Origin of the sequence: Microbacterium pratiae (genome assembly GCF_047302165.1) — a bacterium.
Lineage (GTDB): Bacteria > Actinomycetota > Actinomycetes > Actinomycetales > Microbacteriaceae > Microbacterium.
On sequence record NZ_CP154843.1, the window covers coordinates 20,131 to 46,209 of the forward strand.

The window sequence follows — 26,079 nt, forward strand, 5'->3', positions numbered from 1 at the left end:
TCGGGGGATGCCGCGACTTCCGCAGCCCCTGCCCGAAGACCTCGGCGAGACGTTCTCATGCGCGGATGCGTCGGCCGCCGGCGTCTCGCTCAAGCGTCTGCGTGCCCTGGACCTCGACATCCCCTTCCGCGGGGTGCGCCGGAGAACCGGAACCGGGGATGCCGCGGCGACCGGGGATGCCGCGGCGACCGGCCCGCTCGCCGAGGATCACGCTGCGCGGCAGCGGGTGCTCGGCCGCGCGCGGGCCTATGCCCGGATCATGAGCGGACACGCCTTCTTCTGCGGGCGCACAGCGGCGGTGCTGTGGGGAACGGGTGCTCTGCCCTCCGGCGAGCTCGAGGTCGGGGTCGTCGCGCCGGAACGCGCGCCGCGGCGGCACGGCATCCGAGGACGTCAGCTCGCCCCGACCCATGTCGAGGTCATGACGCTCGACGGCCTGCGCGTGTCGTCGCCGGCGTCGACGTGGGCGATGCTCGGGCGCGACGCCGGCGTCCGCGAGCTGGTGCGGATCGGCGACGCGCTCGTGCGGGTGCCGCGCGGTGATCGTGGCCGGCGCCGCCCCGAGGCGCGGCTGTGCACGGTCGATGAGCTCGCCGAGGCGGTCGCCTCCGGGAGGCGCGTCGGTAGTGCGAAGCTCGTCGAAGCGTTGAGCCTGATCCGCGAGGGCGCGATGTCGCCGTTGGAGACCGACTTCCGGCTCGTCATCGTCGCGGCGGGGCTGCCGGAGCCTTCGCTCGACCGCGAGATCCGGGATCGCGCGGGGCGCTTGGCAGGGATCGCGGATGCCGTCTGGCCCGAGTATCGCGTCATCGCCGAGGTCGAGGGCGACCACCACCGCACGTCGCGAAGTCAATGGGCGCGCGACATCGAGAAGCACACCGCCTACGTCGCTCTCGGCTTCGAGGTGGTGCGGCTCACCTCGGCGCACATCCGGCCCACCGGCTCCGCGGCCGTGGCTCTCGTGGCTGGTGCTCTCAGGCGCCGCGGCTGGACTCCGTCGCGCTGATTGCACTGACTCCCCCGCTTGGCAGCTCGCGCCCCCTCGGGTCCCGAGAAGGGGCATCAACTGCCAACCCGAACCATGACCCGAGGGTGAGCTGGCAGCTCGTGCCCCCCCCTCGGGCCTCAAGAAGGGGCATCAACTGCCAACCCGAACCATGACCTGAAACTCAGCTGGCAGCTCGTGCCCATTCAGGGCACACGAGTGGGCACGAACTTCCAGCCGAGCATGGCCCCACTCTGCTCGACTCAGCGATCCCACGCCCGCTCAGGGCGCAGGGCAAGACTCAGACTCAGACCCCCCAGCCCAGCTGGCAGCTCGCGCCCTCTCGGGACTTGAGAAGGGGCGTCTACTGCCAACTCAGACCTGAACCCAGAGCTCGGTTGGCAGCTCGCGCCCACTCTGGGCCCGCGAAAGGGCACGAACTGCCACCCGAGCGAGGCCCAACTCTGCTCGACTCAGCGCGCCCACGCCAGGCTCGAGGCTCAGACCCCACAACTCAGCTGGCAGCTCGCGCCCACTCGGGACCTAAGAAGGGGCATCAACTGCCAACTCAAACCTGAACCCACAACTCAGCTGGCAGCTCGCGCCCACTCGGGACCTAAGAAGGGGCATCAACTGCCAACTCAAGCCTGAACCCACAACTCAGCTGGCAGCTCGCGCCCACTCGAGGCAGAGGAAGGGGCGGGAACTGCCAACCCGAGCGGGGCCGCGACCCCTCCCCCGAGCGGGGCACGACGAAGGGCCCCGGCCAGGAGACCGGGGCCCTCGTGCGTGGGGATCAGCCGACGCGGACGAACTCGTAGTTGTTGTCGTCGCCGTACTCGAAGACACCGATGGATGCCTCGGTCGGGTCGCCCACCTCGTTGAAGGTGATCGGACCCGAGACGCCGTCGTAGTCGGCGGCCTCACCGGCGATGATCAGGTCGGCGCACTCCGCGAAGGTCGTGCACTTCGTGCCGTCACCGGAACCGCCCGAGACGGCCTGCAGGTTCGCCGCCACGTCCGGGCCCGCCGTCGAGCCGGCCTGCAGCGCCGCGAGCGCCAGCAGCACGACCGCGTCGTACGACTCGGGTGCGTAGGTGTAGTCGGCGAGCTCGGCGTTGCCGGCACCGGTCCAGAAGGACTGGAGGTTGTCGCGGAACGTCGAGATCGACGCGGGGTCGACCGCCGGGTAGGTGCCCTTCGCCCCGGCCAGGGTGCCCGCGTCGAAGTCCTCGCTGAAGTTGGCGAGGTTGCCGTCGACGAAGTACAGCTGCTCGGGAGCCACGTCGGCGCCGATCAGCTCGGGGATGATCGTCTTGACCTCTTCGAACGTGATCAGCGCGATCGCGTCGGGGCCGGCAGCGAGCACGTCCTCGACCTGCGCCGAGAAGTTCGTGTCACCGGTGTTGTAGAGCGAGGTCGCGACGACCTCGCCGCCGGCGGCCTCGAACGCGGCCTTCGTGAAGCACGCGAGGCCGGTGCCGTAGGCGTCGTTGAGGACGATCATGCCGAGCGTCTCGTTGCCGTCGGCACCGATCAGGTTGCCGAGCACCTCGCCCTGCAGCACGTCGGAGGGGGCGGTGCGCCAGTAGAGGCCGTTGTCCTTATAGCCGGTGAAGGCCGCCGAGGTGTTGGCGGGCGAGAACTGGATGGCGTTGGCCGCGATGACCTGGTCGATGAACTGCAGCGACGTGCCCGAGGATGCCGCACCGATGATCGCCGTGGCGCCTTCGCCCAGCAGTCGGGGGATCTCGGTCTCGTACGCCTTGTTGTCGGTGTCACCCGAGTCGCCCTGCTTGAGGTCGATCGTGATGCCCTTGCCCGCGGCGTTGATCTCGGAGGCGGCGAACTCGGTCGCCGAGATCTCGGGCGGTCCGAGGAAGGCGAGGTTGCCGGTCACGGGCAGAGCCGTGCCGATCGTGTAGGTGAGGTCGGTTCCGGGACCGGTGGAGGTCGAGGTGTACTCGGGCGTGTACGACGCGGGCTCGGCCGCTTCGCAGTCGATGGGGAAATCGGCCGAGGAGTTCCCGCCGGCGTCGCCCGACGCAGCGGGTTCGCTGCCTCCGGCACAACCTGCGAGGACGAGGGCACTCGCGCCGATCACGGCGATACCGCCGAGGACCTTCGCGGTGCGGGAACGGGTGAGAACGCCCATTGTGCTCCTTGATGAGTGGGAACGCGGCACCGAAGCCCCGCGAGGTTGGGTTAAACCTAGTGGCGCTCTCGCTTCGGCGATGTTGCGATGTGTTAACGGTCTGTTACGCGACCCAATCGTTATCTCCGCCTCCCCGCGCACCCCGGAATTCGGGGCGTGGCCGCGCCGCCGGGACCCAGGTACAGAGACCCAGGTACAGAGACTCAGGTACAGAGACTCAGACGACGGGCGCGACGTCGGATGCCGCGTCGACGCGCTTGGGCCGGCGAGCGGCACGCAGCGAGTCGACGCTGAGCACGACGAGGGCGAGCCAGACGAGCCCGAAGCCGATCCAGCGCTCGAGCGGCATCGGCTCGCCGAGGATCCAGGCGCCCGTGATGAACTGCAGGATCGGTGCGGCGAACTGCAGCAGACCGATGACGGTCAGGCTGCTGCGACGGGCTCCGGCCGCGAAGAAGAGGAGCGGTACGGCGGTGACGACGCCCGCGAGCGTGATGAGCAGGGTGTGACCGGGGCTGACCGAGCCGAACACCAGCCCGCCCGTCACGGCGACGACGATGGCCTGCACGATGGCGACGGGAGCCAGCCACAGCGACTCGAGCGTGAGACCGCTGACGGCGTCCACCGACGGTCCAATCTGCTTCTTGACCAGTCCGTAGGTTCCGAAGCTCGCCGCGAGGGTGAGGGCGATCCACGGGAACGCCCCGTAGCCGACGACGATGACGCCGACCGCGACGGCGGCGATGCCGATCGCGACCCACTGGGCGACTCGCAGACGCTCCTTCAGGACGAGGACGCCGAGGAGCACCGTGACGATCGGGTTGATGAAGTACCCGAGGCTGCCCTCGATCACGTGCCCCGTGAGGGTGCTGATGAGGAAGACCTGCCAGTTCACGTAGATGAGCAGGCCGGCGACGATCGTCCAGATGACCAGACGCGGCGTACGCAGGATCGCGATCAGCTTGCCCCAGGCCCGCAGCACCGTGAGCAGGATCGCGCAGAAGACGAGTGAGAAAAGGATGCGCCAGGAGACGACCTCGAACGGGCCCATCGGCGCGAGAGTGAGGAAGTACAGGGGCATGAAGCCCCACAGCACGTAGGCCGAGAATGCATAGATCCCCCCGAGAGTGCGTTCACGGGCGGGGTCGAGGGGTGTCACGAGCCAAGCATAGGACGGTCATGACATGCCGCACCCGCCGCCGACTGCCACGGGTCGCCGTCGACCTGCCAACAGTCCCCGATGCGTGCAGCGGGTATGACGAAGGCCCGGATGCCGTGCACCCGGGCCTTCGTCGAAGAGCTCTGCGTCAGCGGACGACGACGGCGAGGACGTCGCGCGCCGAGAGCACGAGGAACTCGTCAGCGCCGAACTTGACCTCGGTTCCGCCGTACTTGCTGTAGATCACGCGGTCGCCGACGGCGACGTCGAGCGGAACACGGTTGCCGTTGTCATCGATGCGGCCGGGGCCGACCGCCACGACCTCGCCCTCCTGGGGCTTCTCCTTGGCGGTGTCGGGGATGACCAGACCACTCGCGGTGGTCTGCTCGGCCTCGACCTGCTTGATGACGATGCGGTCCTCGAGCGGCTTGATGGAAACCGACACGGTCTACCTCTTTCTTCGACAAGACTTGTTGGCAATCTCACCCTGAGAGTGCCAACTCCGAGTCTAGGGGGACGTTGGCACTCACGCAACGCGAGTGCCAACGTCTTCCGGCTTCCGCCGGGACCGCCCCGTAGGCTGTCGTGGTGGATCACGCCGAGCTCTCCGCGTTGCTGACCCCCGAGGGACTCCGTCTGGTCGACTCCCTCCGCATCTCGTCGACGACGGATGCCGCGACCGCGGTGTCACGGCTGCGGCGCGAGGGGCTCTCCCCCGACCTCGTCTCGGCTGCCGTCGGCCAGGCTCGCTTGCGCGAGCGCGCACGCGCGAAATTCGGTCCGTTCGCCGATCGGATGCTCTTCACCCGGGCGGGCCTCGAGCAGGCCACGCGTCTCGCGGTCGCCGCACGCCACGCGGGCCGGTTCCGCGATGCCGGCATCACCCGCGTGGCCGACCTCGGCTGCGGGATCGGCGGCGACGCACTCGGGTTCGCCGGCATCGGTCTCGAGGTCCTCGCGGTCGACGCCGACGAGATCACCGCCGCCCTGGCCGCATACAACCTCGCCCCGTTCGGCTCCTCCGCCCAGGTGCGCCATGGACGCGCCGAGGACACCGACCTCGCGGGCGTCGACGCCGCCTGGCTCGATCCCGCCCGACGCACCTCGGGGCACAGCGAGACGCGTCGCGTCGCGGCATCCGATTACACGCCGGCGCTCGACTGGGCCTTCGACCTCGCGCGGCGCATGCCCACCGGCATCAAGCTGGGGCCCGCCTTCGACCGCGAGGACCTCCCCGCGGAGGGAGAGGCACAGTGGATCAGCGCGGACGGCTCGACGATCGAGCTGGTCGTCTGGTCGGGTGTCCTCGCACGCGCGGGAGTGCGCCGTTCAGCGCTCGTCCTCCGCGGCGACCGTGCCGCCGAGCTCACGGCGCCCGAGGACACCGCCGACGCCGAGCCGCGCGAGCTCGGCGCCTACCTGCACGAGCCCGACGGCGCCGTCATCCGCGCTCGTCTCATCGGCGATGTGGCCCGCTCACTCGACGCGGGCATGCTCGTCGGTGGGACGGCCTACATGACCTCCGACGCCGGACGCACCAGCCCGTTCGCGACGACGTTCCGTGTTCGTGAGGTGCTGCCGCTGAAGCCGCGTGACATCGACGCCGCAGTCAAGCGCGCGGGGATCGGCATCCTGGAGATCAAGAAGCGCGGCGTCGACATCGACCCCGCGCAGTTCCGCAAGAAGCTCAGGCTGTCGGGGAACGCGTCGGCGACGCTCGTCCTGACGCGCATCGGCGACCGCCGCGTCGCCGTCCTCGCGGACCGCGTCGAGGACGGGCCTGACGGCGCGGGTCAGCCGCCCAGCAGCCCCGCCTGAGTCGCCGCCCACGCGAGCCATCCCGCGCTGTACAGGATCGACAGCGCCGCGAGCCCCAGGGCCCACACCGCGACGGTTCGACTCTCCCACGGGCGGCGGAGGGCGCGCACCGCCATCACGACCGCGGCGACGCCGAGGGGGAACGCCCACCCGACGAAGAGCGACAGCGCGAGGGCCACGATCGCCAGGGCGAGCGCCCACACGCCCGACCGCGGGAGGATCTCGGGCGCCGGCGCCCATTCGAGCCGGGGTTCCGCCGTCACCGGCTCGGGCTGCCGGTCGGCTTCGGGAACGAACTGCAGGGGCGTCGGCTGCGTGAACTCGCGCTGGAATCCGCCGCGGTGCCCGCCCGGGAGCGGCACCGCCTCAGGCGCCGCCGCGACGTCGCCCGACGGCGCCTCCACCGCGGGGCGCCGGCTGCGCAGCCGGTCGTCGCTCACCCGAGCACCTGGATCTCGGTGACGGGGAGCGTCGAGTCGGCGCCGAACGAGAGGGCGGACGGCTCGGCGCCCGAGACGATGAGCTGAGCGGCGAGCGCCGCGATCATCGCCCCGTTGTCGGTGCAGAGGCTCAGCGGCGGGATGCGCACCGCGACGCCGGCGGCAGCGGCGCGTTCGAGGGCGACCTCGCGCAGCCGCCGATTGGCGATGACGCCGCCGCCGAGCAGCAGTCGCGGGACGCCGTGCTGGGCGCACGCGTCGAGCGCCTTGGTCACGAGGACGTCGACGACCGCCTCGCGGAACGATGCCGCGACGTCGGCGACCGGCACGGTCTCGCCGGCCGCCTCGCGCTGCTCGACCCAGCGCGCCACGGCGGTCTTGAGCCCGGAGAACGAGAAGTCGCACCGGTGCGCGGCCATGTCGGATGCCCGCGAGAGGCCGCGCGGGAACCGGATGGCGTCGGGGTCTCCGTCGGCTGCGGCGCGATCGATCTCGGGGCCACCGGGGTAGGGCAGGCCCAGGATGCGGGCGATCTTGTCGAACGCCTCGCCGGCTGCGTCATCCATCGTCTCGCCGAGCATCTCGACATCGGAGACGAGGTCTCGGACGAGGAGCAGCGACGTGTGCCCGCCGCTGACGAGGAGGGCGACGGTCGGGTACTCGACGTCGTCGCCGGTGAGGATGTCGGCCGCGATGTGTCCCACGAGATGATTGACGGCGTAGAGCGGTTTTCCGAGCGACACGGCGAGGGCCTTCGCCGCACCGACGCCCACCATGAGGGCGCCCGCGAGACCCGGCCCGCTCGTCACGGCGATCGCGTCGACGTCCTGCAGCGTGATCCCCGCCTCGGCCACCGCCGCCTCGATCGCCGGCTGGAGCGCCTCGAGATGCGCACGGGCGGCGACCTCGGGGACGACGCCGCCGTATCGGGCGTGCTCGGCCATCGAGCTCGCGATGGTGTTCGAGAGCAGGGTGCGGCCGCGGACGATGCCGATGCCGGTCTCGTCGCAGCTCGTCTCGATGCCCAGGACGAGCGGCTCGGACGGCTTCGGGGTGCTGGTCATCGGTCGGTCCCTCCCTCATCGCGGAGGTTCAGTTGCATGATGATCGCGTCGACGTCGTCGGGCTGGTAGTAGCGCGGGCGCCGGGCGATCTCGACGAATCCCTCCGACGCATAGAGGTTCTGCGCGACGGGGTTGTCGTCCCGCACTTCGAGGAAGAGCTCCCGCGCGCCGCGTGCGCGGGCTTCGGCCGTCAGCGCGCGGAGCAGCGCGCGGCCCCGGCCCGTCCCCCGGTGGGAGGGATCGAGGGCGAGGGTCTGGATGTCGGCGTCGGCTGCGCCCGACACGGCTCGCACTCCGCCGTACCCGACGACACGGCCGTCCTCGACGTCGACGAGGTACCGGCCATGGGGCGACGCGAGCTCGGCGGACATGGCGCTGCGGCTCCACGCGTCGGTGGGGAACGATGCCTCCTCGAGCGCCATGATGGCGTCCAGATCGTCACCGGTCGCGGCGCGGAGGCTCACGTGCCGACCTTCTTCGGACCCGCGGGGACGGTCACGTCCGGAGCCCGGAGATACAGGGGCTCGACGGCGGCCGTGTCGGCGTCACCCGCGGCGAGCCGCTCGGCGGCGACGCGGGCGAGGGCGGCAGCGCTGATCGAGGTCGTCTCGGGCAGCTCGACGGCGGCAGCGCCGAACAGGTCGAGAGGCTCGGTCGCGGCGCGCAGCACGAGGTGCGGATCGACGATGCGCACCGGCATCCCGTTCTCGACGCGGTAGACCGACACGGCCAGCTCCCGCCGACGGGCGTCGGTCACGATCGCGATCGGCTCACCTTCGACGGGGGCGGCGCCTCCGGTCGCGAGAGCGGGATCGACCCGGGCACGCGCGGCCGCATCGTGGCTCGCGACGGGGACCACGGGGATGCCGCGCCCGAGGGCGAACGACCGCGCGGCGGCGATCCCGACCCGCAGTCCCGTGAACGGCCCCGGGCCCATGCCTGCGGCGACGGCCGTGATCTCGGCGGGGCCGACTCCGGCATCGTCGAAGACGCGCACCAGCAGATCGCCGATGACCTCGGCATGCCCGCGAGGATCGCGACTGACCGCCTCGGCCCGGACGCGGCCCGCGAGGTCGACGATCGAGACGGCCGTGCCGATCGAGGTGTCGATGCCCAGAATCACGTCACCCAGGGTAGCCCGGGCCGCGATGCCGCGCGCTCAGGGCCGGCGCGTGACGGTGACGATGCGCGGGGCCGCGTCGGCCATCTCGGCGGCTGCGGGACCGCTCGTGCCGCACGCGTTGTCGAGGCCCGTGCCGCTCCAGCCCCGTTCGAGCTCGATCTCCCACCAGCTCTCGCGCAGCCCGTCGACCATGCCGTGGCCCCACTCGACGATCGTGACGCTGGCGTCGAGATCGAGGTCGAGGTCCGACAGCTCGGCGGGCGAGCCGAGACGATAGGCGTCGACGTGGATCAGCGGCGGCCCGTCGACGAGCGAGGGATGGGTGCGCGCGATGACGAAGGTCGGGCTCTGGATGGGCCCGCGTACGCCCAGGCCGGCGCCGATGCCACGGGTCAGCGTCGTCTTGCCTGCGCCGAGGGGCCCGGTCAGCACGACGAGGTCACCCGCGCGGAGCCGCGAACCGATCTCCCTCCCCCAGGCTTCCATCTCGTCGGCCGAGGTCACCTCGCGCTCACCCAGATACTCGTCGATCCCGCTCATCACCGACCTCCCGTCATGTCGGACGATACCGTCGTGCGGTGCACGCGAGGGCCGATCCGCGTGACGATCTCGTAGTCGATCGTGTCGGCCGCATCTCCCCAGTCGGCCGCGGCCGGGAACCCCAGCGTGGGGTCGCCGAAGAGGACCACCTCGTCCCCGACCGACACCTCGGCGTCGCCGACGTCGACGACGAACTGGTCCATCGCGATACGCCCCGCCACGGTGAACCGTCGGCCGCCGATCACCACCGGTCCGCGGCCCGAGGCCTGCCGCGGAACGCCGTCGGCGTAGCCGAGGGGGATCAGGGCGAGCGTCGTCTCGCTCGCGGTGCGATGCGTGTACCCGTACGACACCCCGTGCCCGGCCGGCACGCGGCGCACGGCGGCGACCGAGGTGCGCAGCGTCATCGCGGGTTGGAGGCCGAGGTCGGCCGACGACCGGCCGGCCAGGGGCGACAGACCGTAGATCCCCAGCCCCAGCCGCACGCAGTCCAGTCGCGCCTCGGGCAGCGCGATCGCCGCGTTCGATGCGGCGATGTGGCGCAGCGTCGGGTGGACTCCCGCGTCAGCCGCCTCCGCCAACGCGTCGTGGAACCGGGCCAGGGCTGCGCGGTCGTCGTCGAGGGTCGTGTTCGACAGGTGACTGAAGACTCCGACGATCCGCACCTGGCCGATGCGCTCGAGTCGAGCCGCTTCAGCGCAGACGCGTTGCCACTCGCGGGGCTCGACCCCGTTGCGCCCGAGCCCGGTCTCGACTTTGAGGTGCACGCCGACCGGCTGCCCGCCGGATGCCGCGGACGCAGCCGCCTGGAGCTGAGCGAGGCTCGAGATGCCGAGCTCGACGCCGTGCTCCGCCGCTTCGCGGAAGTCGGCGTGGGGACCGTGGAGCCAGGCCACGATGGGGGCCGTGATCCCGGCCCGGCGGAGCGCGATCGCCTCGGCGATGTCGGCGACCCCGAGCCGCGTCGCACCGCCCGCCAGAGCCGCCGTGGCCGCGCGGACCGCGCCGTGGCCGTATCCGTCGGCTTTGACGACCGCGAGGACGTCGGTCTGAACGAGGCGACGGAGATGCCGGACGTTGTGCTCGATGGCGTCGACGTCGACGAGGGCCTCGCGCAGCGGCCGCACGGTCACGACGCCGCCTCGGCGATGACGTACGCCGTCGCGAGGTTCGCGTCGTGCGACAGCGACAGGTGCACCGCGGTCACGCCTCGCCCGGCGACCGTCGCCGCCGTCTCGCCGGAGAGCGCGAACACCGGTCGCCCCGACGCCTCGGACGCCACCTCGATGTCGACCCAGTGGACGCCCTCGGAACCCCCGAGCGCTTTGATCAGAGCCTCTTTGGCCGCGTACCGGGCCGCGAGCGAGCGCGGTTTGAGCGCGCGCTCGGCGGGCGAGAAGAGCCTGTCGAGCAGGCGGGGCGTCCGCTCGATCGAGCGCTCGAAGCGCGGCACGTCGACCAGGTCGACGCCGATGCCGACGATCACGGCATCCCCTTCCGCCCGGACCGGCTCACTCGACCGTGACCGACTTGGCGAGGTTGCGCGGCTGGTCGACGTCGAGGCCCTTGGCGGTCGCGAGACCCATGGCGAAGATGTGCAGCGGCACGACCGCCAGGAGCGGCTCGAACAGCGGCTCGGCCAGCGGGATGCGCAGCACCTCGTCGGCGAACGGGAGCACAGCGGCATCCCCTTCTTCGGCCACCGCGATGATGCGGGCACCGCGGGCGCGGATCTCCTGGATGTTGGAGACGACCTTGGCGTGCAGCAGCGGCGAGCTCGTCGGCGAGGGCACCATCACGAACACCGGCTGACCGGGCTCGATGAGAGCGATCGGGCCGTGCTTGAGCTCGCCCGCCGCGAAGCCCTCGGCGTGGATGTACGAGATCTCCTTGAGCTTGAGCGCGCCCTCGAGCGCGATCGGGTAGCCGACGTGACGACCGAGGAAGATCACCGAGCGGGTGTCGGCCATCCAGTGGGCGAACTGCTCGATGTGCTCCTGCTCGCCCGCCAGGACGCGCGCGATCTTCTCGGGCACCGCCTCGAGCTGGGCCACCTGCTCGGCGATCGCCTCGTCGCTCAGCGCGCCGCGCACGCGGCCGACGTGGAGCGCCAGCAGGTACAGCGCCGTGATCTGCGCGACGAACGCCTTGGTCGAGGCGACCGCGACCTCGGGGCCGGCGTGCGTGTAGACGATCGCATCGGACTCGCGCGGGATCGTCGCCCCCTGCGTGTTGCAGATCGAGAGCGTCTTCGCACCCGCCTCGCGCGCGTACTTGACCGCCATGAGCGTGTCCATCGTCTCGCCCGACTGACTGATCGACACCACGAGGGTGCGGGGGCCGATGACGGGGTCGCGGTAGCGGAACTCGTGGGCGAGCTCGACGTCGACGGGCACGCGAGCCCACTGCTCGAGGGCGTACTTGCCGACCATGCCGGCATAGGCGGCGGTGCCGCATGCGATGACGATGATGCGGTCGATGCCGGTGAACAGCTCGTCGAGGCCGTCGAGCTCGGGGATCTGCACGAGACCGTGGTGCACGCGGCCGCGGATCGTGTTGGCGACGGCTTCGGGCTCTTCGGAGACCTCCTTCGCCATGAAGGACGACCAGCCGCCCTTGTCGGCGGCGGCCGCGTCCCAGACGACCTCGAAGGGCTCGACCTCGACGGCGTCGCCCGAGAAGTCGGTGACCGTCACCTCTTGCGGGGTGATCGCGACGATCTGGTCCTGCCCGATCGCGAGGGCGTGGCGGGTGTGCTCGACGAACGCGGCGACGTCGGAGCCGAGGAAGTTCTCGCCGTCGCCGAGGCCGATCACCAGCGGCGAGTTGCGCCGGGCGCCGACGACGAGGCCGGGCTGGTCGCGATGCAGGGCCAGGAGCGTGAAGGCCCCCTCGAGGCGCGACACCGTTGCGCGGAACGCCTCGATGAGATCGCCGTATGCCTGGTACTCGCGACCGAGCAGCACGGCGGCGACCTCGGTGTCGGTCTCGCTGCGGAAGGTGTACCCCTCGGCGACGAGCTCGGACTTCAGCTCGGAGAAGTTCTCGATAATGCCGTTGTGGATGACGGCGAGCTTGTCGTCGTCGGCGAGGTGGGGGTGCGCGTTGGCGTCGGTCGGGCCGCCGTGGGTCGCCCACCGCGTGTGACCGATTCCGGTCGTCCCGTCGGCGAGCGGATGAGCGGCGAGGTCGTCGCGCAGCACCTGGAGCTTGCCGGCGCGCTTGCGCGTACCGAGGCCGCCTTCGCCGTCGACGACGGCGATGCCGGCCGAGTCGTAACCGCGGTACTCGAGACGGGCGAGACCCGAGATGAGGATGTCCTGCGAGGGACGGGGGCCCACGTAGCCGATGATTCCGCACATGGGCTCCATCCTAGATCGGGAGCCCAGCCGCGCTCGTGTTCAGCCCAGCCGCGCTCGTGTTCAGGCAGGCACGGGGTCGCGCAGCGCGGCGAGGACGGCGTCGACGACCTCGAGGTTCGAGAAGATCGCGTCGTGTCCGCAGGCCCCGCCGAACGGCGGCGCGGCGACCTCGCCCGACAGGATCATGCCGATCCCCTCCGCACCGGGCGGCAGATCCGTCCGGCATGTGACGACGGTGGTCTCGCTCGCGCCGGCGAGCGCGGAGTCCTCGGCGACGAGGCCGTCGCCGAGACGGGCCTCGCCGATCCTCCCCGTCGGCAACGGCATCGTGAGGACGGCCGACGCCGCGATCGCATGCACGTGCAGTCCCGCGGGCCAATCCGGCAGGTCGGCGAGGTCGGCGGAGCCCGCGCGCAGGGCTGTGCCGGCCGGCCCGAGCGCGGCGATCCCCGTCCGGATGACGGGCGGCAGGTCGCATCCACCGCTCGCGTCGGTGGCGAGCTGGTTGTTGCAGACCGCACCGATCCACGGCAGCACGAGGTTCTGCAGCACGGGCACCGTCGACATCGTCGCGCGGATCGCCGCGGCGATGTCGACCGCGACGTTGGCGATGTCGGACCCCTGCGAGGGGGCGGCGACGGTGACGACCTCGCCGATCAGCGCGGCGATGCCGGGGTCGTCGCGCAACGCGTACCGGAGCGCGAGGCCGCCCATCGAATGCGTCACGATGTCGACCGGGCCGTGGACGCTGTCCGCGATCGAGCGGATGGCCGCCGCGAGGTTGTCGGCCGACCCGTTCGACCCGACCCAGCCCGCCGAGTTCGCGGAGTAATCGAACGCGTACACCGCGAGGCCGGGCTGCGCGTCGAGCCGCTCCTGCAGCGACGCGGTCATGCCGCGCGCCACCGGGGCGCCCGATCCGTCGCGCCACTGCACCGGGCGCGAGAATGGCGACCGGGCGTACGAGCGCCCGCCATCGCCCTCGGGCAGGACGGTGCTGAGCCAGCCGTGGACGAGCAGCACGGCCCGCGAGTCCGGTTCTCCCTGCTGACTGAACCGCACGACACGATCGGCGAACGCGGCCGCGGGACCCGATCCCGCCGGGGCGAACGCCGACGACGCCGCGGCGGGGGCGAGGGTCGCGGTCGCGGCGAGCACGACGACCGTGCTCAGGGCGACGAGCGCTCGCCACCGGGAACGCCGTCGTCGCACCCGCGAGCGCACGGGTGCCATGACGCGCACGAGCGCGCGCGAGCGCCGCCCCAGTTCCATGGATTCATACCTAGCAGGTTGCGATGACGGGTGCGTAACGAAGAACACCGGAGCTTAGCGGGCGCTCGCTGACAGAACGCCGGTGCGGGGACGGTCAGACCTTGCGCAGAAGCACCCGTTCCACCGCGTGCGATGCACCCTTGTGGAGGATCAACGTCGCGCGGTGCTTCGTCGGCAGAACGTTCTCGACCAGGTTCGGGAGGTTGATGTCGTTCCAGAAGCCCCGGGCCATGACGGCTGCCTCGTCGTCATCGAGGTCGGCGAATGTCTTGAAGTACGACGAGGGGTTGTTGAACGCCCCCGCCTTGAGCGCCATGAAGCGGTCGACGTACCAGCGGCTGATGTGCTCGGCATCCGCGTCGACGTAGATCGAGAAGTCGAACATGTCGCTGACGGCCACCTCGTGCGGCGCGGGCGGCGGCGCCAGCACGTTGAGGCCCTCCACGATCACGACGTCGGGACGCCGCACGGTGATCTGCGCGTCGGGGACGATGTCGTATCGCATGTGCGAGTAGAACGGGGCGTGCACCTCGGGGGCGCCCGACTTGACCTCGGTCAGGAACTCGATCAGCGCGCGACGGTCGTAGCTCTCCGGGAAACCCTTGCGCGACATGAGGCCGCGGCGCTCGAGTTCGGCGTTGGGGTAGAGGAACCCGTCGGTCGTGACGAGCTCGACGCGGGGCGTGCCCGGCCAGCGGCTCATCAGCTCGCGGAGCAGGCGGGCGACGGTCGACTTGCCGACGGCCACCGAGCCGGCCACGCCGACGACGAAGGGCGTCGTGCTGTCCTCCTCGCCGAGGAAGGCGTCGGTGTCGGCACCGAGACGGCGGGTCGCGCTCGCGTACAGCGAGAGCAGCCTGCTAAGGGGAAGGTAGACCTGCGACACCTCGCCGAGGTCCATCCGGTCGCCGAGACCACGGAGCTGGACGATCTCGGTCTCGGTCAGCGGCTGAGTCACCCCCGCGGCGAGACGGGACCAGTCGGCACGGTCGATCTCGCGGTACAGCGCGGGGGCGAGCGGCGTCAGCGCCTGCACATCTTCAGGGGACATCGCGCTCATCGTAGTCCCCACGCGCCGCTCCGCCGGAGCGTGGGGCCTGCCACTACTGTGAACCTGTGCGTCTGGGAGTCCTCGACATCGGTTCGAACACCGTCCACCTGCTCGTCGCCGATGTCCGTCCCGGCGGGCGTCCGCTGGCCCGGACGAGCAAGCGGACGGTGCTGCGGCTCATGCGCTACCTCGAACCGGACGGGTCGATCAGCGACGAAGGCGTTCGAGCATTGGTCGCGGCGGTGACCGAGGCGGTCGCGGTGTCGCGCACCGAGAACGTCGCCGAGCTCCTGGCGACCGCCACGAGCGCCGTGCGCGACGCGACGAACGGACCGCAGGTGATCGCGGCGATCGAGCAGGCCCTCGGTCAGGACCTGCAGGTGCTCGGCGGGGAGTCCGAGGCGCGTTTCACCTTCCTCGCCGTCCGTCGGTGGTTCGGCTGGTCCGCTGGCGAGATCCTGCTCTTCGACATCGGCGGCGGATCGCTCGAGATCGCCGCCGGCAGCGATGAGCTGCCCGACACCGCCGCCTCCGTGCCGCTGGGCGCGGGGCGGATGACGGTGCAGTTCCTGCCCGCCGATCCCCCGGGCGAGGCGGCTGTCGAAGCCCTGCGCGAGCACGCGCGTGCGACGCTCGCGCCCGTGGTCGCCTCGATGTCGGACGGTCCCCGGCCCGATCACGTCGTCGGCTCGTCCAAGACGATCCGATCGCTCGCCAAGCTCGCCGGGTACCCGGTTCCGGGCTGGTCGGGGATCGAACGGATGACGCTGCCGCGTTCGGCGCTCGGATCGTGGATCCCGCGGCTCGCGCGCATCCCGGCATCCGCTCGGCAGGAGCTTCCCGGGATCACGGCCGATCGCACGTTCCAGATCGTCGCGGGCGCCGTCGTGCTGCACGAGGCCATGCGCGCCTTCGACGTCGACGAGCTCGAGGTCTCGCCGTGGGCTCTGCGCGAGGGCGTGCTCCTGCGCTACATCGAGTCGCTGTCCTGGAGTGCCCCGCGGCCCTGAGCCTCGATCACGCGACGGCCGCGCCGATCGGCACCGATGCTTCGAGCACGACGTCGCCGCCGTTCTGGAACACCCGCGCGGACGGCCCGAGTCCGGCGAGGCCGAGGCCTGCCGTGCCGGCGTCGCCGCGGAGCCTGCCGGGGGTGCGCACACGGACGGACAGCGACGCCCCGTCGGCGGCACCGCTCACCTCGATGGCCGCCGACCGGGCCGCGGCGTGCTTGACCGCGTTCACGAGCCCCTCCGCGACGACGGCGACGACGCGCGTCGTCACGAGGGCGTCCGACATGGCGCTCGTGGCGACCGGATCCACGGCGGACGAGACCGTGAGCACGGGTCCCCAGATCGCGACGGTCTCCGCGAGGTCGGCCGACCTCGCCATCGCCGAACGATCGGTGCCGAGCGCGTCGGACAGCCCCAAGCCGACCGCCACCTCGAAGTCGTGGATGTCGGCTGCGGTCACGACCTCGTCGTCGACACGAGCCGCGAGGATCACGCAGGTGCCCTGGATCCGGCTGTGCAGCACGTCGGAGGCGTGGGACAGGTCCTGTCGCGTGGCGGAAGCCTGGTCTGCGGCCGAGCGCACGACCGCTTGCAGCGCACGGCCCAGCCGACGCGTCTCGACCCGGCCCCGGTGGACCGCCTCGGCGCACAGGGCTGCGACGACCGCGATGCCCGGCAGCGCGACCGCGGGGATGAGGGGAATGAAGCTGGGCTCCCCCACGATCACGGCGGCGACCGCCGCCACGACGATCCCCGCCCCGAGCCAGATCGCGACGAGGCGGATGCCGCGCCGGCGGGGCGAGCAGCGACGGATCGCGATGCGCGTGAGCCGATCCATCGAGAGGCACAGCGCGAAGACACCGGCGACGAGCACCACCGCGAAAACGGGGCCCTCGGTGCGCAGCGCGAACGGGGCGCTTCCGGCGGCGAAGATGGCCCCGACGAGTCCGGGCGCGGGCGGTCGCAGTCGCTCGAAGACGGTCCGCGCCGCGTCGAGCGCCGTCGGCGCGGCACGGTCGGGAAGGACCTCGATCAGCTCGAGCCCGGCGCGCTCTCGGGCCCGGTGGCTGACCGAGCGGACATCGTCGGAGAATCCACGCACACGCTCGAAGTCGAGGGGGGACGCGATGAGGGCCGTCAGCGCGCTCCGCAGGGCGCTGATCTCGGCCGCGAGGAACTCCCGCGACTCCCGTTCGTATCGACCGGCACGGCGCTGCTCGTCCGTCACCGTCCGCAGGGCGCCGGCGAGACGCGACCGCGCGGTCCTCGAGCTCGCATAGAGCTGCTCGGTGACGGCCACGAGTGACAGCACACTGACCCACGCGATGATGTTGGTGACGATGCGTTCGCTCCACGCCGGATCGGATCCGAGGCCGAACACGCCGACGGCCAGCGCGTCGTTGAGGAAGGGGCGCGACACCGCGGCGACGAGGAGTGCACTCAGCACGAGCACGCCACGAGCCGCACGCCACGGTATCCATCGCTCCGCCATCGCGACGGGCACCAGGGCGGTCACCAGCAGAGCGGCGACGATCAGGCCCGAGAGCTGCGCCCACAGCAGCTCGAGCGGGGTGTCGACGGTCGCGTAGGGCGCGAGCACCAGGGCGGAGACGGGCAAGGCGACGAGGGCGCTCCACATCGTGAAGAATCGGCCGCTCGACACGGCATCCCACCAGATCGCGACGCCCGGACGAACCCGCGCTCGATGTCGCGATGTTCGCCCCCGGCTCACATCCGCCCCCTCGACTTCGGTGGGCCCATGCCGCACCGGCCGAAATCCTAGCGAATCGAAGCGGCGACGATGTGACGAAGCGCGGCACATCATACGCGGCACCGGACGCGACAGCACGCGGTGGGATCGGCTCGCCCCCGCCTCTACCGTGGCCGGATGCAGAGCTACGACTATCTGATCGTCGGCGGCGGCATGGTCGCCGACGCCGCCGCGCGCGGCATCCGAGAACTCGACGGCAGCGGCACGATCGGCATCCTCAGCGCCGACGTCGACGAGCCGTACACCCGTCCGGCGCTCACGAAGAAGCTATGGACCGATCCGGACTTCACGTGGGATCAGGTGCCGCTCGGCACAGCCGACGACACCGGCGCCGAGATCCGGCTGGAGACCGTCGTGACGGCGATCGACCGCGACGGGCGCACCGTCGAGATCGGCGACGGGGAACGCGTCGGCTATCGCCGCCTGCTGCTCGCGACCGGTTCGCGTCCGCACGAGGTCGACGCGCCCGAGAGCGACCGCGTGCTCTTCTTCCGGTCCGCCGACGACTACCGCCGACTGCGCGAGGTCGCCGTGGAGGGGGCACGGATCGTCGTCGTCGGCGGCGGCTACATCGGCGCCGAGCTCGCGGCAGCCCTCGTGCAGAACGATGTCACGGTCGATCTGGTCTTCCCGAGCGCCACGCTGGGCGACGGCACGTTCCCGCGGCAGCTCGCCGAACGGTACGAGGCGCTGTTCCGCGACGCCGGCGTGCACCTCGTCCCTCACCGGCGGGTAGACGAGGTGGTGGCGCGGGATGCTGCGGGGGCCCCCGGCGTCGTTCTCGACGCCGGACTCGACGTCGTTCTCGATGATGGAACGCGACTGCGGGGTGACGCGGTCGTACTCGGACTCGGCGTCTCGCCCGTGACCGACCTCGCGGAGCACGCCGGCCTCGCGGTCGACGACGGAGTCGTGGTCGACGAGTTCCTCGCCACGAACGACGACGCGATCTGGGCCGCCGGAGACATCGCCTCGTACCCCGATCGCCTGCTCGGTCGCACCCGCGTCGAGCACGTCGACAACGCTCAGGAGATGGGCCGGTCGGCGGGGCGCGCGATGGCGGGCAGCGGCCAGGCTTACCGGCATACCCCGTACTTCTACTCGCAGGTGTTCGGCGTGCGATGGGAGGCGATCGGGACACTCGACCCCGACCTCGACCCGCTCGTCGTGGAGATCGGGGACGACGATTCCGGGCCCCGGACGGTGGTGTACTACCGCGACGAGAGCGGTACCCCGGTCGGCGTGCTCCTGTGGAACGTCGCCGACGCCACCGACGCGGCGCGCCTCGTGCTCGCCGACAGGCCGAGCGACGAGGCGGAGCTCCGCGGCCGGATCAGCTGAGGGCGAGGCGGTCGGCCACGACGGCGGCGAGATCGTCCGCGATCGTGCGAGCCTCGTCCGCCGTGGTCGCCTCGACCATGACGCGCACGAGCGGCTCGGTCCCCGACGCGCGCAGCAGCACGCGACCGGAGTCGCCGAGTCGAGCGGTCGCCGCGGCGACGGCATCCTGAAGCCCTTCGTCGCTGGCGACCCGCTCGCGATCGACGCCGCGGACGTTGACGAGCACCTGCGGGTACACCGTCATGACGGATGCGAGCTCGGCCGCCGTCTTGCCCTGACGCGCCATCTCCGCAGCGAGGTGCAGACCGGTCAGCAGGCCGTCGCCGGTCGTCGCGTAGCGACTCATGATGACGTGCCCGCTCTGCTCGCCGCCGAGTCCGAATCGGCCCTGGTTCATCCGTTCGAGCACGTAGCGGTCGCCGACGGCGGTCTGCTCGACGGCGATTCCGTGGTCGGCCATCGCCCGGTGCAGACCGAGGTTGCTCATGACGGTCGCGACGAGCGTGTTGAAGGGAAGGCGTCCCCGCTGCTTCATCGCCACCGCGAGGATGGCCATGATCTGGTCGCCGTCGATCACACGGCCGTCGGCGTCGACCGCGAGGCAGCGATCGGCGTCGCCGTCATGGGCGATGCCGATGTCGGCGCCCGTGCGGATCACCTCGGCCGCCACGCGGTCGAGGTGGGTCGAGCCGACACCGTCGTTGATGTTGAGGCCGTCGGGGTCGGCCCCGATGACGGTGACCTTCGCGCCGGCGTCGCGGAACGTCTGCGGCGAGACCCCGGATGCCGCGCCGTGTGCGCAGTCGATGACGACGTGGATGCCGTCGAGAGTGTGCGGGAGCGAACCGAGCAGATGGACGACGTAGCGGTCCTCGGCGTCGGCGAACACGCGGATGCGTCCGACATCGGCACCCGTGGGCTGGAGCTTGGGACCGCTCAGGGCCTCTTCGATACGACGCTCGACCTCGTCGGGGAGCTTGACGCCGCCGCGCGCGAAGATCTTGATGCCGTTGTCGGGGGCGGGGTTGTGCGACGCGGAGACCATGACGCCGAAGTCGGCGTCGATGTCACCCACGAGGAAGGCCGCCGCCGGAGTCGGCAGGACGCCCGCATCGAGCACGTCGACGCCCGAGGAGGCGAGCCCCGCCGCGACAGCGGCCGAGAGGAACTCTCCCGAGACGCGGGGGTCACGCGCCACGACCGCCGTCAGCCGCTTGCCGGAGGCCTTGCGCGCCTCGGCGATACGGCCCTGGCCCAGGACGACGGCAGTCGCCTGGGCCAGGGTGAGTGCGAGTTCGGCGGTGAGGGGGCCGTTGGCCAGCCCCCGCACACCGTCCGTACCGAACAGCGCCACGGAGCTTAACGCTTCGAGTACTGAGGAGCCTTACGGGCCTTCTTGAGACCGGCCTTCTTGCGCTCCTTGACGCGAGCGTCGCGCGAGAGGAAGCCGGCCTTCTTCAGGGTCGGGCGGTTGTTCTCAGCGTCGATCTCGTTCAGCGCACGGGCGATGCCGAGGCGCAGCGCGCCGGCCTGACCCGAGGGGCCACCGCCGGAGATGCGCGCGATCACGTCGTACGAGCCGGCGAGCTCGAGCACCGTGAACGGGTCGTTGATCAACTGCTGGTGCAGCTTGTTCGGGAAGTAGTCCTCGATCGTGCGGCCGTTGACCGTGATCGTGCCCGAGCCGGGAACGAGGCGCACGCGGGCGATGGCCTGCTTGCGGCGACCCACGGCAGCGCCGGGGACCGACAGGACGGGACGCGGCGCGGAGGCGGCTGCGGCCTCCGAGGCGGGCGTCTCGGTCGAGTAGTTCTGGGGGGTCTCCTCGAGGGAGTCAGCGATCTTCGCCATCAGTGTTTCCTTGAGTGTTTTCGCGGCGCTTACTGGGCGACCTGGTCGAAGGTGTAGGTGGTGGGCTGCTGCGCAGCGTGCGGGTGCTCGGCACCGGCGTAGACCTTGAGCTTCGAGAGCTGCTGGCGGCCCAGGCTGTTCTTCGGGAGCATGCCGCGGATGGCCTTCTCGACCGCGCGGACGGGGTTCTTCTCGAGCAGCTCCTCGTAGGAGACAGCCTTGAGGCCGCCCGGGTAGCCCGAGTGGCGGTATGCCATCTTCTTCTGGAGCTTCTGACCGGTCAGCGCCACCTTCGCCGCGTTGACGACGATGACGAAGTCACCGGTGTCGACGTGGGGAGCGAAGGAGGCCTTGTGCTTGCCGCGAAGGAGGACGGCGGCGTGCGAGGCGAGGCGGCCGAGGACGACGTCGGTTGCGTCGATGACCAGCCACTCGCGCTGGATCTCGCCAGCCTTGGGGGTGAAAGTGCGCGTCACAGTAGTGCTGCTTTCTTGAATCGAACGGAGGAGTTCGTGAATCCCGCTCCGGGGTGGTTCATCCGAGACGGACGAACACGCCAGTGGAGGGCTCACGTTCGTGGCGACACGCCTGCGTGGCATGCGCACCAAAGAGACAGCGTACGCTATCGGTCGACGTTATCAAAGCCGCGCCTGTCCCCCCGGGCCGTCCTCGATCTCTCATGCACCCCGATCGGAGACCCCGGATGCCCCTGTTCGAACTGCGGCGCGCGCGCGCCGGGCGCATCCGCGTCTTCGTGCGCGCGCAGCTGCCGTTCGTGATCGGCACGCTCATCGTGATCGTCGCTCTCGTCGCCGGAGCACCGTCGTCGCTGTCGTCGCCTTTCGTCGGCGCAGCCGTGATCCTCGTCATCGTCGCCTCGATGGCCGGCGCGCTCGTCCCGTGGGAGCGGCTCTCGCCGTCCTGGATGATCGCGATCGCCGTGACCGACATCGTCGCCGTCGCGCTCCTGCGCACCGAGGTGGTCTGGCTCCTGCCCGGGGTGAGCATGCTCGCGATCTTCCCGATCCTCTGGATCGCGTACGGCTTCCCTCCGGTGGCGTTCATCGCCGCGGTGGGCGGGGCGGCGTTCATGACCTCGCTGCCGTTCATCGTCCGCGGCAGCGCCCCCGCGACGCCGCTGGAGTGGGCCAACGTCCTCACCCTGCCCGGGCTCATCCTGGCCGTGGCCGTCGTCGTGAACATCGCGGCGCAGCATCTGCGCCGGAACGGCCGGCGCCTGCGCTCGTCACACGAGGAACGGGCGCACGCACTAACGCAGGCGCACGACAACGAACTCGTGCTGCGCACGGTGCTCGACACCGTCCGCAGCGGTGTCGCGCTCTACGACGATGCCGGCCGACTCATGCTGGCCAACCGCACCGCCGAGGATCTGTCCCGGGCGATGGGGTTCGCCCTCGACGTGGCGCCGTATGCCGGGGATGCCGTGCTGGCGGCCGACCGGGTCACACCGGTGCCGCACCACGAGCAGCTCATCCCCCGCGCGCTGCGGGGCGAGAGGGTGAGCGAGGCCGTCGAGTGGGTCGGCCCGCCGACGATGCAGCGCGCCATCCTCGCCGATTCCGACCGGGTGCGCCGCGCCGACGGCACGCTGCTGGGCACGCTCGTCGTCGCCCACGACGTGACCGAGATGGCCGACGCCGCCCAGATCCGTCACGACTTCCTGCGGACGGTGTCGCACGAGCTGCGGACGCCGCTGACGAGCGTGACCGGGTATCTCGACCTCCTGTCCGAGAGGGTCCCGTCGGACGACCCCGCCGCGACGCGATACCTCTCGCTGGTCGAGCGCAACGTCCTCGTGCTGACGGACCGCATCAACGAGCTGCTCGCCGCCGCCTCGACCGACACCGAAGTGTCACCGCGCCCCGTGACCCTGAGCGACCTGATCGCCTCGGCCGTGCGCGCCGTCACACCCCAGGCCGAACGCCGCGGCAGCTCCATCCAGCAGATCGGCGCGACCGACGAGCGCGTCGTGCTCGACCCGGTGCGCATCCGGCAGTCCCTCGAGGAGCTGCTGGTCAACGCCGTGAAGTTCAGCCCGCCCGCATCCGCCGTCGTCATCGGCCAGCGTGTGGACGAGACGGGCATCCACATCGTCGTCAGCGACAGCGGCCCCGGGCTGACCTCCCTCGAGCGCACCCGCGTCTTCGACCCCTTCTACCGCACCCCCTACGCCCTCAAGCACGCGATCCAGGGGTTCGGCATCGGGCTCTCCGTCGTGCGCAACGCGGTCGTGGCCCACGGTGGGCGCGTCCGGGTGGGTGCTTCGGCATCGGGCGGCACCGCGATGGCGATCGTGCTGCCGACCGCCCCGCACGAACGGACACTCGAGGCTCCGGTGTCAAGTCCAGGCGGGACATCCGTCGCGACAGGAGAATGATCCCGACGCTGAGACTCTCGACAACTCGGCCCGTTCGAGGTGACGACGACGATGAGCGCTTCCCCCTACGACCACGCCTCCGAGGCGGGGGCCGCCGGCTCCGGCGCCGCCACCGACTGGGCGGCGCAGGTGACATCCGTCGCGATCGTCGAGCTCGACGACGCGGGCGTGGTGCGGTCGTGGAACCCGGGCGCCGAGCGGCTGAAGCGGTACGCCGCAGCGGACGTCATCGGCACGCCGTTCTCCCGCTTCTACCGGCCTGAGGACCGGGAGCGCGGCCGCCCGGCGCGACTGCTCGCCGCCGCACGCGCCGACGGCGCCGTCGAGGACACCGGCTGGCGGGTCCGCGGCGACGGCTCGCTCTTCTGGGCGCACGTCCTCATCACGGCGGTCCGCGACCAGGACGGCGAGCCCGCGGGGTTCGTGAAGATCGTGCGGGATCTGAGCGAAGCGAAGCGGGTCGACGACGAGAAGGACGGGTTCCTCCGCGCGTTCGCCCACGACCTCCTGTCTCCCATCACCGCACTGCGCGGCTACGTCGATCTGCTCGAGGACGAGATCCCGGCGGCGCAGGCCGGTCTGCTGCAGCACGTCTCGCGCGTGACGGACCACATCATCGCGATGGTGGGTGAGCTGTCGGCCCACGTTCGGGGAGGCCACGGCGACGAGAGCGAGGAGACCGATCTGCTCACCCTCGCCCGTGAGGCAGCCGAGCTCGTACTCCCGGGCGACGTCAACGAGCGCGTGGTCGCGCGCGGCGCGGGGCGGGCGCACGTGTCCACCGATCGTGCGCTCCTGCGCCGTGCGCTCGCGAACATCATCGACAACGCGGCGAAGTACAGCGAGGACGCGATCGTCATCTCGGTGTCGGAGGAACCGGATGCCGCGGTCGTGTCGGTCGCCGACAGCGGGCGCGGCATCGATCCGGCGGACCTCGCGTCGATCTTCGAGCCCTACCACCGCGGACGTCTCTCCGACCCCGGCGACGGCGGGACCGGCCTCGGACTCGCGAGCGTGCGCGACATCGCGCGGCGACTCGGCGGCGAGGCGTTCATCGAGAGCACCCCGGGCGCGGGCACCACGGTCACCCTGCGACTGCCGCCCTCACAGTGACGACGGCGGGATGACCGTCTCCAGGACGACGTCGCCGCCGTCCTGGAAGACGCGTCGTCCGACGGTTCCGAGGCCGTGTCCGGGGCGCGGCGCGAGCCGTCCGGGCGAGGACACGCGCAGCAGCAACGCACCCGAGCCGGTGACGCGGGCGACGACGCGGGCATCGCGCGCCCCGGAGTGCTTGACGGCGTTGACGAGCGCGTCCGTGACGACTGACGCGACGCGGTCGGCGGTCGCCGGCTCGCTCAGCCGCCGACGGACCGCGTCATCGATGCTCTGCGTGACCGTGACGGCGGGAGCCCAGGCCTCGACCAGACGGTCGAGCGACTCGCTCGCCGGTATCCGCTCGGGCGATCCGGCATCGAGGATCTCCTCGAGCGCAGCCTCGGTGCGGCGGCGGAAATCCGCCACCTCGTCGGCGGTCGGGGCACGCTCGTCGACACGGGCCGCGAACACGACGCAGGCTCCCTGCGCGCGCCCGTGCAGGATGTCGATCGCCCGGCGGACCGGTGAGCTCTCGTCGACCTCCGCCGCCTCACGCGCAACCTCGGCGAGTGCGGCGGCGGCCCGGCGCTCGTCGGCGCCCGCACGCGAGAGGGCATCGCGGCAGAGCCCCACCAGCACCGCGACGACGGGGACGGCGAGGACCGGCACGAGGCCGAGCACCCCGATGCGGGGCAGGAAGAGGTAGGTGACGGCACTCATCACGGCGCCGGCGACGGTCCAGATCGCCAGGAAGGCGGCGGGACGCGGCGGGCGGGCCCAGCGGCGCACGGCAGCACCGGCGACGAGATCGACGACGATGGCGCCGGCGAGGCCCGCGAGCCCGACGCCCGCGCCGCCCGCGGCGACGGCGTAGGGGAAGCAGGTCAGGGCGTAGAGCGGCGCGACGCTGAGCCAGGGCGGCGCGACCAGCCGCATCGACAGTTGCGCGTCGGCGGCGGGCGGGAGCGGCGCCCCGGCGTCATCGGCGTCGGGGTCGCGCAGCAGGCGGTCGACGCGGTGGCTCAGCCCGCGGACGTTCTCGGAGAACCCGCGGACGGCCTCGAAGTCGACGGGCCCGCCCAGCATCTGCTCGCGCGAACGGCGGAGCGCCGCGATGCCGGTCACGAGAGCGTCTCGGGCCGCCGACGCGACGCGCTGCCGTCGCGCCTCGGCGCCCGCGACCCTCGCGAGGGCGGCGCGGAGCCGTTCGGCGGCCGTGCGCGACGCGGCGTGCCGCGACGTGATGACCGCGACGATGGAGAGCAGCGCGAGCGCGGTCACGAGGTTCGTGGCGATGCGCGACGGCATGGGCCCGCTCGGGACGATGCCGAACAGCGCCGAGCTGATCGCGTCGTTCACGAAGGGTCGGACCGTCGCCGCGGCGAGAAGGGCGCCGAGAACCAGCGCCGCGCGGCCGAGTCGCGACGGCAGACGGCGTTCTGCGACGGCGACCGGGACGAGCAGCGCGGCCAGGACCGCCCACCCCAGGACGGCCACCGTCGCGCCGCGCAGGTACGCCTCGATGCCGACGCCGCCGACCGAAGGCACCGAGAAGACGCCGGCCACCAGCAACGATGCGGCCGCGCTCCAGCGCGTGTAGAAGCCGCCGCCCGAGACCGCGTTCCACCAGGTCGTCAT

At 71.4% G+C, this 26,079-nt stretch carries 24 protein-coding genes; 6 read left to right on the forward strand and 18 right to left on the reverse strand.

Annotation, left to right across the window (positions count from 1 at the left end):
* Nucleotides 1-7 precede the first annotated feature (7 nt).
* A complete protein-coding gene (locus tag AA0Y20_RS00080; protein ID WP_412936385.1) occupies nucleotides 8-1,006 on the forward strand; it encodes a hypothetical protein in 999 nt (332 codons plus the stop codon).
* 775 nt (nucleotides 1,007-1,781) lie between these two features.
* Here the strand turns inward: AA0Y20_RS00080 and AA0Y20_RS00085 are convergent.
* The 3 genes from AA0Y20_RS00085 to groES form a co-directional block, all read right to left on the reverse strand.
* Complete coding sequence (locus tag AA0Y20_RS00085; protein WP_412936387.1) at nucleotides 1,782-3,140, reverse strand: ABC transporter substrate-binding protein; 1,359 nt, start codon at nucleotides 3,138-3,140, stop codon at nucleotides 1,782-1,784.
* 217 nt (nucleotides 3,141-3,357) lie between these two features.
* Entirely contained in the window at nucleotides 3,358-4,299 is a 942-nt protein-coding gene (gene rarD / locus AA0Y20_RS00090; protein ID WP_412936390.1) for an EamA family transporter RarD, read from the reverse strand.
* Between the two features lie 148 nt (nucleotides 4,300-4,447).
* Nucleotides 4,448-4,744, reverse strand: coding sequence for a co-chaperone GroES (gene groES, locus AA0Y20_RS00095; protein WP_023954390.1), 297 nt, complete (start codon nucleotides 4,742-4,744; stop codon nucleotides 4,448-4,450).
* A gap of 143 nt (nucleotides 4,745-4,887) precedes the next feature.
* Between groES and AA0Y20_RS00100 the strand changes: the two genes are divergently transcribed.
* Nucleotides 4,888-6,117, forward strand: a complete 1,230-nt coding sequence (locus AA0Y20_RS00100) for a THUMP-like domain-containing protein (protein ID WP_412936393.1) — start codon at nucleotides 4,888-4,890, stop codon at nucleotides 6,115-6,117.
* Here the strand turns inward: AA0Y20_RS00100 and AA0Y20_RS00105 are convergent.
* The 10 genes from AA0Y20_RS00105 to coaA form a co-directional block, all read right to left on the reverse strand.
* Nucleotides 6,093-6,557 carry a hypothetical protein gene (locus AA0Y20_RS00105; RefSeq protein WP_412936396.1) on the reverse strand — a complete coding sequence of 155 codons (465 nt, stop codon included), beginning with the start codon at nucleotides 6,555-6,557 and terminating at the stop codon, nucleotides 6,093-6,095. The genes AA0Y20_RS00100 and AA0Y20_RS00105 overlap by 25 nt on opposite strands.
* Nucleotides 6,554-7,621 carry a tRNA (adenosine(37)-N6)-threonylcarbamoyltransferase complex transferase subunit TsaD gene (gene tsaD, locus AA0Y20_RS00110; RefSeq protein ID WP_412936398.1) on the reverse strand — a complete coding sequence of 356 codons (1,068 nt, stop codon included), beginning with the start codon at nucleotides 7,619-7,621 and terminating at the stop codon, nucleotides 6,554-6,556. The genes AA0Y20_RS00105 and tsaD overlap by 4 nt, the downstream gene beginning before the upstream one ends.
* Nucleotides 7,618-8,085: a ribosomal protein S18-alanine N-acetyltransferase gene (rimI, locus tag AA0Y20_RS00115; protein WP_412936401.1), complete on the reverse strand. Its 468-nt coding sequence runs from the start codon at nucleotides 8,083-8,085 to the stop codon at nucleotides 7,618-7,620. Before rimI ends, tsaD begins: the two co-directional genes overlap by 4 nt.
* Nucleotides 8,082-8,744 (reverse strand): tRNA (adenosine(37)-N6)-threonylcarbamoyltransferase complex dimerization subunit type 1 TsaB, encoded by a 663-nt coding sequence (tsaB, locus tag AA0Y20_RS00120; protein WP_412936404.1) that lies wholly within the window; start codon nucleotides 8,742-8,744, stop codon nucleotides 8,082-8,084. Before tsaB ends, rimI begins: the two co-directional genes overlap by 4 nt.
* A gap of 36 nt (nucleotides 8,745-8,780) precedes the next feature.
* Nucleotides 8,781-9,284, reverse strand: coding sequence for a tRNA (adenosine(37)-N6)-threonylcarbamoyltransferase complex ATPase subunit type 1 TsaE (gene tsaE, locus AA0Y20_RS00125; RefSeq protein ID WP_064955364.1), 504 nt, complete (start codon nucleotides 9,282-9,284; stop codon nucleotides 8,781-8,783).
* On the reverse strand, nucleotides 9,284-10,417 hold the full coding sequence (gene alr, locus AA0Y20_RS00130; protein WP_412936407.1) for an alanine racemase: 1,134 nt from the start codon (nucleotides 10,415-10,417) through the stop codon (nucleotides 9,284-9,286). Before alr ends, tsaE begins: the two co-directional genes overlap by 1 nt.
* On the reverse strand, nucleotides 10,414-10,770 hold the full coding sequence (locus tag AA0Y20_RS00135; RefSeq protein WP_412936410.1) for a holo-ACP synthase: 357 nt from the start codon (nucleotides 10,768-10,770) through the stop codon (nucleotides 10,414-10,416). Before AA0Y20_RS00135 ends, alr begins: the two co-directional genes overlap by 4 nt.
* A 25-nt stretch (nucleotides 10,771-10,795) precedes the next feature.
* Nucleotides 10,796-12,646, reverse strand: a complete 1,851-nt coding sequence (gene glmS / locus AA0Y20_RS00140) for a glutamine--fructose-6-phosphate transaminase (isomerizing) (protein WP_412936412.1) — start codon at nucleotides 12,644-12,646, stop codon at nucleotides 10,796-10,798.
* Nucleotides 12,647-12,706: 60 nt separating this feature from the next.
* Nucleotides 12,707-13,918, reverse strand: a complete 1,212-nt coding sequence (locus tag AA0Y20_RS00145; RefSeq protein WP_412936414.1) for an esterase/lipase family protein — start codon at nucleotides 13,916-13,918, stop codon at nucleotides 12,707-12,709.
* A gap of 94 nt (nucleotides 13,919-14,012) precedes the next feature.
* Nucleotides 14,013-14,969, reverse strand: coding sequence for a type I pantothenate kinase (coaA, locus tag AA0Y20_RS00150; RefSeq protein ID WP_412936417.1), 957 nt, complete (start codon nucleotides 14,967-14,969; stop codon nucleotides 14,013-14,015).
* A 65-nt stretch (nucleotides 14,970-15,034) separates the two neighbouring features.
* On the opposite strand from coaA, the gene AA0Y20_RS00155 reads away from it, so the two are divergent.
* Nucleotides 15,035-15,979: a Ppx/GppA phosphatase family protein gene (locus AA0Y20_RS00155; RefSeq protein WP_412936419.1), complete on the forward strand. Its 945-nt coding sequence runs from the start codon at nucleotides 15,035-15,037 to the stop codon at nucleotides 15,977-15,979.
* 7 nt (nucleotides 15,980-15,986) lie between these two features.
* On the opposite strand, the gene AA0Y20_RS00160 is transcribed toward AA0Y20_RS00155, so the two are convergent.
* Nucleotides 15,987-17,645, reverse strand: a complete 1,659-nt coding sequence (locus AA0Y20_RS00160) for a hypothetical protein (protein WP_412936421.1) — start codon at nucleotides 17,643-17,645, stop codon at nucleotides 15,987-15,989.
* 225 nt (nucleotides 17,646-17,870) lie between these two features.
* Between AA0Y20_RS00160 and AA0Y20_RS00165 the strand changes: the two genes are divergently transcribed.
* Entirely contained in the window at nucleotides 17,871-19,094 is a 1,224-nt protein-coding gene (locus tag AA0Y20_RS00165) for an NAD(P)/FAD-dependent oxidoreductase (RefSeq protein ID WP_412936424.1), read from the forward strand.
* Here AA0Y20_RS00165 and glmM read toward each other — a convergent pair.
* The 3 genes from glmM to rplM are packed head-to-tail and all read right to left on the reverse strand — an operon-like array spanning nucleotide 19,087 to nucleotide 21,421.
* On the reverse strand, nucleotides 19,087-20,448 hold the full coding sequence (gene glmM / locus AA0Y20_RS00170; protein ID WP_412936427.1) for a phosphoglucosamine mutase: 1,362 nt from the start codon (nucleotides 20,446-20,448) through the stop codon (nucleotides 19,087-19,089). The two genes, AA0Y20_RS00165 and glmM, sit on opposite strands and share 8 nt — an antisense overlap.
* Nucleotides 20,449-20,453: 5 nt before the next feature.
* The gene (gene rpsI, locus AA0Y20_RS00175; protein ID WP_412936430.1) at nucleotides 20,454-20,945 is read right to left on the reverse strand and encodes a 30S ribosomal protein S9; all 492 of its coding nucleotides are present in this window, start codon (nucleotides 20,943-20,945) and stop codon (nucleotides 20,454-20,456) included.
* A 29-nt stretch (nucleotides 20,946-20,974) separates the two neighbouring features.
* Nucleotides 20,975-21,421 carry a 50S ribosomal protein L13 gene (rplM, locus tag AA0Y20_RS00180; RefSeq protein ID WP_412936431.1) on the reverse strand — a complete coding sequence of 149 codons (447 nt, stop codon included), beginning with the start codon at nucleotides 21,419-21,421 and terminating at the stop codon, nucleotides 20,975-20,977.
* A 227-nt stretch (nucleotides 21,422-21,648) separates the two neighbouring features.
* On the opposite strand from rplM, the gene AA0Y20_RS00185 reads away from it, so the two are divergent.
* Nucleotides 21,649-23,343 carry an ATP-binding protein gene (locus AA0Y20_RS00185; protein ID WP_412936434.1) on the forward strand — a complete coding sequence of 565 codons (1,695 nt, stop codon included), beginning with the start codon at nucleotides 21,649-21,651 and terminating at the stop codon, nucleotides 23,341-23,343.
* Between the two features lie 51 nt (nucleotides 23,344-23,394).
* Complete coding sequence (locus AA0Y20_RS00190) at nucleotides 23,395-24,456, forward strand: sensor histidine kinase (protein ID WP_412936436.1); 1,062 nt, start codon at nucleotides 23,395-23,397, stop codon at nucleotides 24,454-24,456.
* On the opposite strand, the gene AA0Y20_RS00195 is transcribed toward AA0Y20_RS00190, so the two are convergent.
* The gene (locus AA0Y20_RS00195; protein WP_412936438.1) at nucleotides 24,448-26,079 is read right to left on the reverse strand and encodes a hypothetical protein; all 1,632 of its coding nucleotides are present in this window, start codon (nucleotides 26,077-26,079) and stop codon (nucleotides 24,448-24,450) included. The two genes, AA0Y20_RS00190 and AA0Y20_RS00195, sit on opposite strands and share 9 nt — an antisense overlap.

What these genes read in the sequence shown, in the direction of transcription:
- tsaE (WP_064955364.1), bottom strand. Translation starts at nt 9,284, where the DNA reads ATGAGCGGGATCGACGAGTATCTGGGTGAGCGCGAGGTGACCTCGGCC.
- AA0Y20_RS00085 (WP_412936387.1), bottom strand. Translation starts at nt 3,140, where the DNA reads ATGGGCGTTCTCACCCGTTCCCGCACCGCGAAGGTCCTCGGCGGTATC.
- rpsI (WP_412936430.1), bottom strand. Translation starts at nt 20,945, where the DNA reads ATGGCGAAGATCGCTGACTCCCTCGAGGAGACCCCCCAGAACTACTCG.
- AA0Y20_RS00195 (WP_412936438.1), bottom strand. Translation starts at nt 26,079, where the DNA reads ATGACGACCTGGTGGAACGCGGTCTCGGGCGGCGGCTTCTACACGCGC.
- glmS (WP_412936412.1), bottom strand. Translation starts at nt 12,646, where the DNA reads ATGTGCGGAATCATCGGCTACGTGGGCCCCCGTCCCTCGCAGGACATC.
- tsaD (WP_412936398.1), bottom strand. Translation starts at nt 7,621, where the DNA reads ATGACCAGCACCCCGAAGCCGTCCGAGCCGCTCGTCCTGGGCATCGAG.
- coaA (WP_412936417.1), bottom strand. Translation starts at nt 14,969, where the DNA reads ATGTCCCCTGAAGATGTGCAGGCGCTGACGCCGCTCGCCCCCGCGCTG.
- AA0Y20_RS00165 (WP_412936424.1), top strand. Translation starts at nt 17,871, where the DNA reads ATGCAGAGCTACGACTATCTGATCGTCGGCGGCGGCATGGTCGCCGAC.
- AA0Y20_RS00190 (WP_412936436.1), top strand. Translation starts at nt 23,395, where the DNA reads ATGAGCGCTTCCCCCTACGACCACGCCTCCGAGGCGGGGGCCGCCGGC.
- AA0Y20_RS00080 (WP_412936385.1), top strand. Translation starts at nt 8, where the DNA reads ATGCCGCGACTTCCGCAGCCCCTGCCCGAAGACCTCGGCGAGACGTTC.
- AA0Y20_RS00145 (WP_412936414.1), bottom strand. Translation starts at nt 13,918, where the DNA reads ATGGAACTGGGGCGGCGCTCGCGCGCGCTCGTGCGCGTCATGGCACCC.
- AA0Y20_RS00185 (WP_412936434.1), top strand. Translation starts at nt 21,649, where the DNA reads ATGCCCCTGTTCGAACTGCGGCGCGCGCGCGCCGGGCGCATCCGCGTC.